Raw genomic sequence first — 12,358 nt, forward strand, 5'->3', positions numbered from 1 at the left:
TTAGTGTAAAGCAGTTTTTTAAATTAACTGTATTAAAAACAACCATGCACGACCTTTTGCCTATACATCCCAGCCTAAAAGCTGATCTACCCTGCATATTCAATATTCATTTGCTTTAACAAAAGCCGTATTTATTTGATTAAGCAACAATGTTGCAGGAGAACGCATGCAAACTACACCACCCGGTGATGCACCATCAAACACGCACAAGAATGCTCAAAGCTACGAGCAGCTTCACAAACCGAGTTCAGAGTTTAATACTCGCGACGAGTATCTCGAACATGAATTACAGATTATGCAGCCTAAGCGCTGGCGTCCTAATTTACCGTTTAGAGATTACCGATTTGAATTTGAAGACACCATTCCTGCAATGGCGGGCACTATTGGTAAAGTCGTTATGGTGGGGGCTATTGCAGCAACATTTGCAGCGCCTCTTGGTTTAAGCGATGCCTTTGTTTTAGAAAATGTGCGCTACGAATTACTCATTGTTTCTATTTTTATCATCTTATTCTCAGGCTTTATTTTACCAACAGCTAACTTGGCTGGTACTCATGGCCCTCTTATACCGTTAATTCCTATTGTTGTTGCTGCTGGCGGTCACCCTATGGCGTTTGGCTTACTCATTGGTGCCTTTGGTTTTATTTTGGCCATAACCAAAGGAGGAAGTATGCTCGCGCGCCTAACCAGTAAAGGTGTATGTGGCGGGCTACTCATTTATTTAGGTTTTATTGGTACTATTTCGCAGGTTAAAAAGCTGTTTGCCTGGGCTGAGGCTATTGATATGGCGCATATTGCGTTTATTGTTATTTTAGCCACCATTTTATTGTATGCGCTATTAGAGCACTTTAAAAAGCGTTGGTTAGCTGTGCCGTTAAGCTGCCTTATTGGTGGCGTGGTCGCCTTTGCCTTAGGTGCACCGTTTGAGTTTCATACTGCACCGGGTTTACCAAATATGAACCCAGCTTACTGGTGGGGCGAAAACACGGGTTGGATGCTAGGTTTACCAACGCTTGAAAGCTTTGTTGTTGTACTCCCATTTGCAGTGCTCGCCGTTGCTATGTGGTCTCCTGATTTTTTAGGCCATCAAGTATTTCAAAAAATAAGCTATCCGCAACGCACCGAAAAAGTGCAAATGAATATCGACGACACCATGCTGAGCGCATCGGTTAGACAAACATTTGGCTCACTTGCCGGTGGTGCTAACTTTACCTCATCGTGGGGAACCTACATTGTACCTGCTGCTATTGCTAAACGCCCTATTCCGGCTGGCGCCATTTTAACAGCCGTATTTTGTATTATTGCTGGTTTATGGGGTTACCCTATGGATTTAGCCATTTGGCAACCTGTGCTTTGTGTAGCGCTTATTGTAGGAGTGTTTATTCCGCTACTTGAAGCTGGCATGGAAATGACGCGCGAAGGCAAAACAACGCAATCAGCCGCTATTGTGGTGTTTGCCTCAACCTTGGTTAACCCGGCTTTTGGTTGGTCGCTTACTATGTTACTTGATAACTTAGGGCTTATTGGCTGTAAAGAACGTAGCGCTGAGCTAACTAAGATGAGCCGCTGGGTGATTCCACTTATTATGTTTGTGCTACTTACCACTGTAATGGCTATTGTAGGCATGTTACCTGGTATACCTGCGTTAATGGCTGACTTTAGACATTAAGCCTTAGGTACTGAACCTAATATTTACCCACAAAAAAGCACGGCAATTGCCGTGCTTTTCAATACGTGATTTTACTATATACAGATTAAACAATTACTGCCAAGGGCGCTCAGCTGCTAGTTGTTTTTCAAACGCATCAATCTGTGGGTTTAGTGTTTCGGTTACACCAATAAAGTCTAAACCACTTAACAAACGTTCTTTTACCTCTTTACTAATATCAAAACTAATTGGTGCAAACTTACTGCTTGTTAGTGTTTGATTTTCAAGGTCGATTTCAATGTTAATATCGTCGTGCTGCTCGCTAAGTACAAACAATTGCTCAAGCGTGTCGGCAGGTAACGCTATGGCTAACATTTGGTTGTTACCACAGTTATTAAAGAAAATATCTGCAAAGCTTTCAGCTAAAATAACTTCAAAACCATATTGCTTAAGTGCCCATGGCGCGTGCTCGCGAGATGAGCCACAACCAAAGTTGTCGCGCGTTAATAATATTTGCGCGCCTTGGTAGCATGGGCGATTTAAAATAAAGTCAGGGTTTGGCTCACCGTTATCTAGGTAACGCCAATCATAAAACAAGGCAGCATCAAAACCTTCGCGGCTAGTTGATGTTAAAAACTGCTTAGGAATAATTTGGTCAGTATCTACATTGTTTTTATCAAGTGGAGCCATTAAGCCACTAAAAAATACGCTCATTATGCTTCTCCTCTAATATCAACAAAGTGACCATGTATTGCAGCGGCTGCCGCCATTGCAGGGCTAACTAAATGTGTACGCCCGCCACGACCTTGGCGACCTTCAAAGTTACGGTTAGAAGTAGATGCACAACGCTTGCCTGCTTCTAGGCGGTCATCGTTCATCGCTAAACACATAGAACAACCTGGTTCGCGCCATTCAAAGCCTGCGGCTTTAAAAATATCGGCTAAGCCTTCGTCTTCAGCTTGTTTTTTAACTAAGCCAGAGCCCGGTACAATTAACGCCTCTATGCCGGCAACAACATGTTTGCCTTCAACAATCTTTGCAGCAGCGCGCAAGTCTTCAATGCGGCTATTTGTACATGAGCCAATAAATACCGTGTCTACTTTTGCGCTTGATAATTTATCGCCCGCTTTTAAGTCCATGTATTTAAGTGCGCTGCGAATGGCATCGGCTTTAATTAAATCTGGCTCTTTATCTGGATCGGGTATGCACTCATCAACACCAATTACTTGCTCTGGGCTTGTGCCCCAGGTAATTTGCGGTTGAATGTCGTCAGCATTTAGCTCAACAACTAAATCAAAGTGTGCGCCTTTATCCGTTTTTAAGGTTTCCCAATATTCAACGGCTGCATCAAAATCTGCGCCTTTTGGTGCAAACGGACGACCTTTTAAATAATCATAAGTAATTTGGTCAGATGCAATTAAACCCGCTTTTGCACCCATTTCTATGCTCATATTACATAGCGTCATACGGGCTTCCATTGAAAGCGCTTCAATGCCTGCACCACAAAACTCTGCTACATAGCCTGTGCCACCAGCAGTACCTAACTTGCCAATTACCGCCATAATTAAATCTTTAGCCGTAACTGTTGGGCGCAATACACCGTTAATTTGAATTTTTAACGATTTCGCCTTTTTTTGCTGTAGGGTTTGAGTTGCTAATACGTGCTCAACCTCAGACGTACCAATACCATGCGCTAATGCACCAAACGCACCATGCGTAGAAGTATGGCTATCGCCACATACAATGGTTGTGCCTGGCAAAGTAATACCTTGCTCTGGGCCCATTACGTGCACAATGCCTTGGTTAATTGAGTTTAAATCGTAAAGTACAATACCAAACTCTTTACAGTTTTTATCAAGCGCCATTAATTGGTTTTTAGACACTTCGCTTGCGGCATCAAGTGATCGGCTTTTAGTCGATACGTTATGATCCATCGTTGCAAAGGTTTTTCCTGGGCAACGTACAGTACGGTTTTTTTCACGTAGACCTGCAAAAGCCTGCGGAGAAGTAACTTCATGCACTAAATGGCGGTCAATATAAAGTAAGTCGGTTTGCTCGTTTATGCTGGCAACGGTATGTGCTTGCCAAATTTTGTCGTATAACGTTTGGGCCACTTGCTAATTCCCTAATCTGTTTGAGTTGCAGCATAACGGTGCTGCAACTTTACTATGTTATTAAATGCGTGAAACGATGGCTGCTGCAACATCGCTTGTGCTGTAACCTGCATTTGGATATATATCTGGTGTGCCAACGCCTGCTTCTACGGCTTCTGCTACTGCTTTTTCAATTGTGCGAGCAGCTTCGTCTTGCCCTAGCGAGTAACGTAGCATTAATGCGGCACTTAAAATTTGTGCTATTGGGTTTGCAACGCCTTTACCTGCAATATCTGGTGCTGAACCGCCTGCTGGCTCATACAATCCAAAACCCGATTGATTCAAACTTGCCGATGGTAGTAAGCCCATTGAGCCTGTGATCATGGCGCACTCATCTGACAAAATATCGCCAAATAAGTTATCGCAAAGCAATACATCAAATTGGCTAGGCTGCTTAACTAACTGCATAGCGGCGTTATCTACGTAAATGTAATCTAGGCTTACTTCTGGGTAGTCTTTGCTTACTTCGGTGACTACTTCGCGCCATAATACGCTTGATGCAAGTACGTTTGCTTTATCAACAGAGGTAACATGGTTACTACGTAATTTTGCAGCTTCAAAAGCAAAGCGTGCAATACGTTCGATTTCTTTTCGTGAGTATGTTTGCGTATCAAAAGCAGCTTCTTCAGCGCCTTCGCCGCTACGGCCTTTTTCGCCAAAATAAATGCCGCCGGTTAGCTCGCGCACACATAAAATATCAAACCCTTTTTCGCTAATATCAGCGCGAAGTGGTGACGCTGCACTTAATGCAGGTAATAACTGTGCAGGGCGCAAATTACAAAACAAACCAAAGTGCTTACGAAGCGGCAATAACGATGCGCGCTCAGGCTGCTCGTTTGGTGGTAAGTTTTCCCATTTAGGACCGCCTACCGAACCAAATAAAATAGCGTCAGCGTTTTCACACGCTGCAAGTGTGCTCTCTGGTAATGCTTTACCAAATTCGTCAATGGCTGCGCCACCAATTGCATAATGCTCACGGTTCAGGGTAAAACCAAACTTATTGCTCACAGCATCAAGTACTTGTTCTGCTGCTGCCATCACTTCTGGACCAATACCGTCGCCAGCTAATACGGCAACGCTGTAGTTTGTTTTACTCATCCTGCTTTCCTTTGTTGTTTTAAATCAGACACTTTTTGTGCACGATAAATTAAGTTATAAACACGGATCATGGCGCGTACCGACGCTTCAACCACATCCGCTGCAATGCCCGCACCGTGGTAAGGTCGGCCATCGTATTTAGCTATAATATTCACTTGGCCTAATGAGCTTGCACCTTGGCCTGTCGCTTCTAAGTTATATTCAATCATTTCAACGCTCATACCGGTTAAGCGCTCAATAGCTGCAAACGAGGCTTCTACTGGACCATTACCTGTCGCGGCTTCTTGTTTAGCTTCGCCATCAATGCGCATTCCAATCGTAGAGCTTGCTACCGATTGTGAGTTAGAGGCTGAGTTAACAAATTCTAATTGGTATTTTTCGTCTTTATCGTTAATTTGATTAAAGTAAATCATCGCCTCAAGGTCGTAATCGTATACGGTGCCTTTTTGGTCAGCCAATTCGATAAAGCTTTTATATAAGCCATCCATATCGTAATCAGATTTTTGATAGCCTAACTCTTCTAAACGGTGCTCAATAACATGACGACCCGAACGCGAAGTCATATTTAATTGGTTGCTTGGCACACCAACGCTTTCTGGCGACATAATTTCATAAGTATTTTGCGCTTTTAATACACCGTCTTGGTGAATGCCTGAGCTATGTGCAAATGCGTTTTCGCCAACAATCGCTTTATTTGGTTGTACTGGCATATTACAAATTTTAGCCACTTGACGAGATGCGCGGTAAATTTCTTCACTTTTAATATCTGTGTATACTTTTAAATGGTCTTTGCGCATTTTCATGATCATCGCCACTTCTTCAAGCGAGCAGTTACCAGCCCGCTCACCAATGCCATTAATAGTACACTCAATTTGGCGTGCGCCGGCTTGCACTGCAGCCACCGAGTTTGCTACTGCTAAACCTAAATCGTTGTGGCAATGCACACTTAAACGCGCTTTATCAATATTTGGCACGTTATTCATTAAATGGCGGATCATTGCGGCGTATTCGTCTGGCGTTACAAAACCAACGGTATCTGGCAAGTTAATAGTTGAAGCTCCGGCGTTAATAGCCTGCTCAACAATTTTACATAAATCCCAATGCGGCGTACGACCGGCATCTTCACACGAAAACTCAACATCATCAGTATAGTTACGCGCCAATTTAATTGATTTAACAGCCATTGCCGTTGCATCATCTAGGCTCATACGTAATTTATGTTCAAGGTGCAAAGGGCTTGTAGCAATAAAAGTATGAATACGGCTTTGTTGTGCTGTGCGAAGTGCTTCGCCACAGGCTTCAATGTCTTTGGCAACAGAGCGTGCTAAACCACAAATAATCGGACCTTTTACCTCGGTTGCAATACGTTGCACCGAGCGAAAATCAGCAGGGCTCGAAACCGGAAAACCCACTTCCATCACATCCACATTCAAGCGGCTAATTGTATGCGCTAATTGAATTTTATCATCTTCAGTAAGGCTTGCTTTAAGTGCCTGTTCGCCATCACGTAAGGTGGTATCAAAAATCCATACTTTATCTTGCTCTTGCATAACTGCCCCTCATTCCTATGTTACCCAAATTTCAATTAATCCCAGCCGCGAGATAAAAAAAACCCCGCAATTGCGGGGTTTTTAGTGTTCAACTCGATGCAAACACACTAATCCCCGCTCACTGACCATAGCAGTAAGAGGTTAAGTTTTAGTGTAATTAAACGAATCATATGCATCTTGTTTTCTTGTGTGTGTGTTCAGTGAAGCCTATTTTTAACATTACAAAGCGACGGAAGCAAGCATAAAAATTCCACAAAACAGATTTAAAAACGATTCAATTGGGTTTTTTAATTCAACCAAGGCACCTATTAAGAATTAAAATAACAAATACATGACTAGTGACGCTTAAATTAATAAGCACTGCAATATACCGTGCTTATATTAACTTTTTACAATTTTTTTAAGCTATGCTTCTTTACTCGTTTCTCTTACGTAATGCCCGGCCCCACGAGTAATATAACGCAGCTGCCAAATAACGCGCTCAATTAATTCGTCGCGTTGCAATCCTTCTATATCGAGCGCTTCTGCACCCGCATTAAATACGAGCGTTACCATAGATTCCGCCTGAATATAGGCATGCATAGCGTTGCACTTAGTTTCACTTTCTAAATAATGAGCCAGCTCTAAAATAAAATGTTTTACCTCGCGCGCTACTGCGGCTCTAAATGCTTTAGAAGTCCCGGAGCGCTCTCGTAGTAATAATCTAAATTGGTTACTTGAGTTATCAATAAACTCCATAAAAGTAACCACTGAGGTATTTATAACACTGCCGCCATCGTTTGCTATTCGTCTGCGAGCTTGACGCATTAGTTGGCGAAGGGTTAAACCGGCTTCGTCTACCATGGTTAAACCTAGCTCATCCATGTCTTTAAAATGACGATAAAAAGAAGTTGGGGCAATACCAGCTTCTCGTGCTACTTCGCGTAAACTTAAATTCGAAAAACTATGATCAGCACTCAGCTGATTAAATGCCGCTTGAATTAACGCCTGTCGTGTTTTTTGTTTCTGTTGCGCTCTAACACCCGACATCAACAGCTCCCTGAATTATTTTATATGAATATTTAGTGATATTAGCTCAATTGTACAGTCTAATACTTGACGACAAGAGTTTGAAATACTATTTTAGCTTACAGTTGTACGCTGAGATTGAGAATTATGAATAAACCACCGATTATTTGGACAAACGTCCTATTTTTTAGCCTAACCTTTTTGGCGGCTGCCACACTTGTACCTTGGTACGCCATTAGCTACGGATTTACCAGCGCGCATTGGATTGCTTTTGTAGCCTGCATGTTTTATGCAGGCTTATCAATTACTGCCGGCTACCATCGATTATGGGCACATAAAACCTATAACGCACACCCTGCAGTTGAATTTATTTTTGCGCTTGGCGGTGCTTTTGCGCTGCAAAACAGTGCATTGCATTGGAGTAGCGATCACCGTATACATCACGGTCAAGTTGACGACCCAATAAAAGACCCTTACGCGGCGACCAATGGTTTTTGGTATAGCCATATCGGATGGATGTTACGTGACTACCAAGGCGATAGCTACGGTGATTATAGTAATTGTCGCGACTTACAGCGCAATAAAATTGTTATGTGGCAACACAAACATTACTTAAAGCTTGTGATTGCTATGAACGTAGGCTTGCCTCTAGCACTTGGTTTATTGGTTGGTGATGTGTGGGGGATGTTAATTCTTGCAGGTTTACTACGCTTAGTACTGAGTCAACACTTTACCTTTTTTATAAACTCAGTTGCACATATTTGGGGCTCTCGCCCATACACCGAAAAAAATACGGCACGTGATAACGGCTTTTTAGCGTTATTTACATACGGTGAGGGGTATCACAACTTCCACCATATTTTTGCAAGCGACTACCGTAATGGTATTAAGTGGTTTCATTACGATCCAACAAAATGGATGATCCGCTCTTTAGCAGCTGTTGGTTTAGCCAATAAGTTAAAGCGTACTCCTGTTGAACGTATAGAAAAAGCGAAGGCCGAAACGCTCATGAGCAAAACGCAAACGCGTCTTGCAAAATTGCCTTTAGCACAAGATAAGATTACATTATTACAACAAGAGTACGATTTACTGCTGAAAAAACTGCAAAATTATTGTTCACTACAAAAACAAGTGTTAGAAGTTAAAAAAAATAACATGGCAAAGCAGTGTGAACGCTCAGCATTAATGGCACAATACCATGAGTTGGAAGCCGCCTGGGAAAATCAAAAACAGGCATGGCTAGCACTTAATGCGAGGTTATTAAAAGCCTCTTTTAATTAATTTAGGAGTGGCTGTGGCCAAACAACCAGAACAAAAAAAAGTACCCGTGACATACCAATATGATGCAATAATTATTGGCACGGGTCCTGGCGGTGAAGGTACCGCCATGAACCTTTCAAAAAACGATAAAAAAGTAGCGGTTATCGAACGCCAAGAATCAGTTGGTGGCGGTTGTGTACATTGGGGAACAATTCCTTCAAAAGCGCTTCGCCACTCTGTTAGCCGCTATATTGAATACAAAGCAAATCCGTTATTTAATGTTGGTGAGCGCCCTAGCCGCTTAACATTTCCTGATATTTTACGTCACGCAAGTTCTGTTATTTCTAAGCAATCTAATTTACGTAGCAGCTTTTACGATCGTAACCGCATTCATATGTTTCAAGGTGATGCGAGCTTTGTAGATAAGCACACAATTGAAGTAAAAAGAAATGATGGTTCAACTGAGCGACTGACTGCTAAAACGATTGTTATAGCAACGGGTTCACGCCCTTATCGCCCACCAGAGGTAGATTTTACGCATTCTCGTATTTACGAAAGTGACACAATACTTGGCCTTGAGCATGACCCTCATCGTGTACTGATTTATGGTGCAGGTGTAATTGGTTGTGAGTACGCGTCAATATTTAAAGGTTTAGGCGCTAAAGTTGATTTAGTTAATACACGTGACCGACTACTTGCTTTTATGGATGCTGAAATATCTGACGCGCTTAGCTACCACTTTTGGAACAGCGGTATTGTTATTCGTCATAACGAAGAGTTTGACCGAATAGAGACCCGTGACGACTGCGTTATAATGCATTTAAAATCAGGTAAACGCGTAAAAGCTGACTGTATTTTATTTGCTAATGGTCGTACTGGTAACACTGATACACTAAATCTTGAAGCCATTGGCTTAAAAGCCGATAGCCGTGGCCAATTAAAAGTTAACGAAACATACCAAACAGAAATTGATAACGTTTACGCTGTAGGTGATGTAATAGGCTATCCAAGCCTTGCAAGTGCTGCGTTTGACCAAGGTCGTATAGCTGCTGATGCAATTGCATGTGGTAACTGCGATGACAGGCTGATTGTTGATATTCCGGCTGGTATTTATACCATCCCAGAAATGAGCTCAGTCGGTAAAACCGAGCAAGAGCTTACAGCCGCTAAAGTACCATATGAAGTTGGCCGTGCTCAGTTTAAGCATTTGGCTCGCGCGCAAATTGCAGGTACTGAAGTAGGTAGTTTAAAAATATTATTCCACACCGAAACCAAAGAAGTACTTGGCGTACATTGTTTTGGCGAACGTGCCTCTGAAATTGTTCACATTGGCCAAGCTATTATGGAACAAAAAAATGGTGGTAATAATATCGACTACTTTGTAAATACCACATTTAACTACCCGACCATGGCTGAAGCCTACCGTGTTGCGGCATTAAATGGTTTAAATCGCTTATTTAAATAACTGCTTAACTAAGAAGTTTTAAAAGCCTTTATAAATAGGTAACAAAAAACCCGCAACTTAGCGGGTTTTTTACTTTTAAACAGTTTTAAAGCTTGTTTAAGTGACTATTACTTATGGTACTTAGCACTTAGCTCATGTACTGCATTAATGAATACACCAGCATTTTCAGGGTCTACATCTGGTGTAATACCGTGGCCTAAATTAAACACGTGGCCATTGCCTGTACCAAAGTCTTCTAAAATAGTGCCTACTTCTTGGCGAATACGCTCTGGTGTACCGTGTAACATAGATGGGTCCATATTACCTTGTAGAGCTACTTTATCACCCACACGGCGCTTAGCGTCGCTAATATTAATAGTCCAATCAAGACCAATTGCATCACAACCAGTTGCTGCAATAGCTTCAATCCATTGACCACCATTTTTAGTGAACAAAGTAACCGGTACTTTACGACCATCGTATTCACGAATTAAGCCATCTACAATTTTATGCATATATTGCAGTGAAAATTCGTTGTAATCGCGCGGGCTTAATACACCACCCCATGAGTCAAATACCATTAGCGATTGCGCGCCAGCTTTAATTTGAGCATTTAAATAATCAATAACTGAGTCAGCTAACTTATCGAGTAATAAATGAAGTGTTTGCGGCTCTGCAAACGCCATTTTTTTGATTTTACCAAATACTTTGCTGCTACCGCCTTCAACCATATAAGTTGCTAGCGTCCAAGGTGAACCAGAAAAACCAATGAGTGGTACTTCGCCTTTAAGCTCACGACGAATAGTGCTTACTGCGTTCATTACGTAGCCAAGCTCGTCTGTAGGGTCTAACTTTGGAATTTTTTTAACATCAGCAAGAGATGAAATAGGACGTTCAAACTTAGGGCCTTCGCCAGTTTCAAAGTAAAGACCTAAACCCATCGCATCTGGAATCGTTAAAATATCACTAAATAATATAGCGGCATCTAACGGGTAGCGACGTAGTGGCTGCAGTGTTACTTCACATGCAAGCTCAGCATTACGGCACAGGCTCATAAAATCGCCCGCTTGTGCACGTGTAGCGCGATACTCTGGTAAATAGCGTCCTGCTTGGCGCATCATCCATACCGGAGTTACATCAACAGGTTGTTTTGCAAGTGCACGTAAATAACGGTCGTTTTTTAATTCGCTCATGGCGTAAATGATCCTAAGACTTGTATAAATTGTGCAAGATTGTACCACCATATTCTCCGACCCTCTATTGCTTAGGGACGAAAACAGCTTTACCTAGAGGTAGATCAATAGAATAGAGTTTTTTAATCCCTTTTGACTATAAAACAAACAAAAAGGAATAACATTTAAAACTTTTTATTAATATGTTTGCAACATTACAAAATCCTTGTTATTGTTTGTCCCGCGTTAACAAAAACAATAATAAAAATCTTAAAACAATAAAAATAAATGTTTTAAAATAATAACAATAAAAATCATCTCATAAAAATAAGAAAGCTTGTTATAACAAGTCACTGAAAGAAATTAAACCACCGTAACTGGTGGTTTTTTCTTGCCTAAAATAAAATACCTCACCTCGGTTTATATAAAAAGGTACAACCCTCAAAGTAGCTCAACTTTACTTGTTGATATACGCGCAAATTAAATATATCTTGATGTACATAAACTTATTATATTTAAATTAAAAACCAACCCAGCTAGGAGAACAGTTATGCTGACGCGTGTAGAAAAAGCTCAACAGAAATGGGGTGGTAGCCACACAGTAATTGATAAATGGCTAAACGAACGCCAAGAACTTATTGTACTTTACTGCAAAATTGCAGGCTTTACGCCGTACGAAAAGCAAGATCAAGCATTGCCAGAGCCAAAACTAATTGAATCATTTTGCCAGCTTTTAATGGATTACCTATCTGCAGGCCATTTTGAAGTATATGACGATATAGCAAAAGCATGCGAAAAAAAGGGCTTACAAAGCCAAGAGCTTGCAAACTCTATTTACCCGCGTATTTCTAGCACAACCGATGTGGCGTTAGATTTTAATGATAAGTACGCAGAAGTAGACAAAGAAGACTTATTGAAAGACTTTGATAATGACTTATCTGTTATTGGTGAGGCATTAGAAGCACGTTTTGCACTTGAAGATGAGCTTATTGATAACTTGTTTTCTAATCACACGAATTAATACGTTA

General features: G+C 41.4%; 10 protein-coding genes. 4 read left to right on the top strand and 6 right to left on the bottom strand.

Annotated elements, in window-relative coordinates; translation table 11 throughout:
• Positions 1–166: 166 nt before the first annotated feature.
• Complete coding sequence (locus tag QMA08_RS14320; RefSeq protein WP_039488646.1) at positions 167–1,666, top strand: DUF3360 family protein; 1,500 nt, start codon at positions 167–169, stop codon at positions 1,664–1,666.
• 93 nt (positions 1,667–1,759) lie between these two features.
• Here the strand turns inward: QMA08_RS14320 and leuD are convergent, their stop codons facing one another.
• From leuD to fabR, 5 genes are all read right to left on the bottom strand, one after another.
• Positions 1,760–2,359, bottom strand: coding sequence for a 3-isopropylmalate dehydratase small subunit (gene leuD / locus QMA08_RS14325; RefSeq protein WP_290174778.1), 600 nt, complete (start codon positions 2,357–2,359; stop codon positions 1,760–1,762).
• Positions 2,359–3,759, bottom strand: a complete 1,401-nt coding sequence (gene leuC / locus QMA08_RS14330; RefSeq protein WP_290174779.1) for a 3-isopropylmalate dehydratase large subunit — start codon at positions 3,757–3,759, stop codon at positions 2,359–2,361. The genes leuD and leuC overlap by 1 nt, the downstream gene beginning before the upstream one ends.
• A 60-nt stretch (positions 3,760–3,819) precedes the next feature.
• The gene (gene leuB, locus QMA08_RS14335; protein ID WP_002961092.1) at positions 3,820–4,896 is read right to left on the bottom strand and encodes a 3-isopropylmalate dehydrogenase; all 1,077 of its coding nucleotides are present in this window, start codon (positions 4,894–4,896) and stop codon (positions 3,820–3,822) included.
• Positions 4,893–6,446, bottom strand: a complete 1,554-nt coding sequence (gene leuA / locus QMA08_RS14340; protein ID WP_002961090.1) for a 2-isopropylmalate synthase — start codon at positions 6,444–6,446, stop codon at positions 4,893–4,895. Before leuA ends, leuB begins: the two co-directional genes overlap by 4 nt.
• 405 nt (positions 6,447–6,851) lie before the next feature.
• Positions 6,852–7,475 carry an HTH-type transcriptional repressor FabR gene (gene fabR / locus QMA08_RS14345; RefSeq protein WP_002961087.1) on the bottom strand — a complete coding sequence of 208 codons (624 nt, stop codon included), beginning with the start codon at positions 7,473–7,475 and terminating at the stop codon, positions 6,852–6,854.
• A 126-nt stretch (positions 7,476–7,601) separates the two neighbouring features.
• Between fabR and QMA08_RS14350 the strand changes: the two genes are divergently transcribed.
• The gene (locus QMA08_RS14350) at positions 7,602–8,735 is read left to right on the top strand and encodes a fatty acid desaturase (protein ID WP_033021447.1); all 1,134 of its coding nucleotides are present in this window, start codon (positions 7,602–7,604) and stop codon (positions 8,733–8,735) included.
• A 13-nt stretch (positions 8,736–8,748) separates the two neighbouring features.
• Complete coding sequence (gene sthA, locus QMA08_RS14355; protein ID WP_007378904.1) at positions 8,749–10,179, top strand: Si-specific NAD(P)(+) transhydrogenase; 1,431 nt, start codon at positions 8,749–8,751, stop codon at positions 10,177–10,179.
• A 107-nt stretch (positions 10,180–10,286) separates the two neighbouring features.
• Here sthA and hemE read toward each other — a convergent pair whose 3' ends face one another.
• The gene (hemE, locus tag QMA08_RS14360) at positions 10,287–11,351 is read right to left on the bottom strand and encodes a uroporphyrinogen decarboxylase (RefSeq protein WP_002961084.1); all 1,065 of its coding nucleotides are present in this window, start codon (positions 11,349–11,351) and stop codon (positions 10,287–10,289) included.
• Between the two features lie 529 nt (positions 11,352–11,880).
• Between hemE and rsd the strand changes: the two genes are divergently transcribed.
• Positions 11,881–12,351, top strand: coding sequence for a sigma D regulator (rsd, locus tag QMA08_RS14365; protein ID WP_138489928.1), 471 nt, complete (start codon positions 11,881–11,883; stop codon positions 12,349–12,351).
• The last annotated feature ends 7 nt before the right edge of the window (positions 12,352–12,358 follow it).

It is taken from the genome of Pseudoalteromonas sp. APC 3355 (genome assembly GCF_030407615.1).
Classification (GTDB): domain Bacteria; phylum Pseudomonadota; class Gammaproteobacteria; order Enterobacterales; family Alteromonadaceae; genus Pseudoalteromonas; species Pseudoalteromonas distincta.

Coding starts and splice junctions, on each gene's coding strand:
- QMA08_RS14320 (WP_039488646.1), top strand. CDS start 167: ATGCAAACTACACCACCCGGTGATGCACCATCAAACACGCACAAGAAT.
- leuD (WP_290174778.1), bottom strand. CDS start 2,359: ATGAGCGTATTTTTTAGTGGCTTAATGGCTCCACTTGATAAAAACAAT.
- leuB (WP_002961092.1), bottom strand. CDS start 4,896: ATGAGTAAAACAAACTACAGCGTTGCCGTATTAGCTGGCGACGGTATT.
- leuA (WP_002961090.1), bottom strand. CDS start 6,446: ATGCAAGAGCAAGATAAAGTATGGATTTTTGATACCACCTTACGTGAT.
- fabR (WP_002961087.1), bottom strand. CDS start 7,475: ATGTCGGGTGTTAGAGCGCAACAGAAACAAAAAACACGACAGGCGTTA.
- QMA08_RS14350 (WP_033021447.1), top strand. CDS start 7,602: ATGAATAAACCACCGATTATTTGGACAAACGTCCTATTTTTTAGCCTA.
- hemE (WP_002961084.1), bottom strand. CDS start 11,351: ATGAGCGAATTAAAAAACGACCGTTATTTACGTGCACTTGCAAAACAA.
- rsd (WP_138489928.1), top strand. CDS start 11,881: ATGCTGACGCGTGTAGAAAAAGCTCAACAGAAATGGGGTGGTAGCCAC.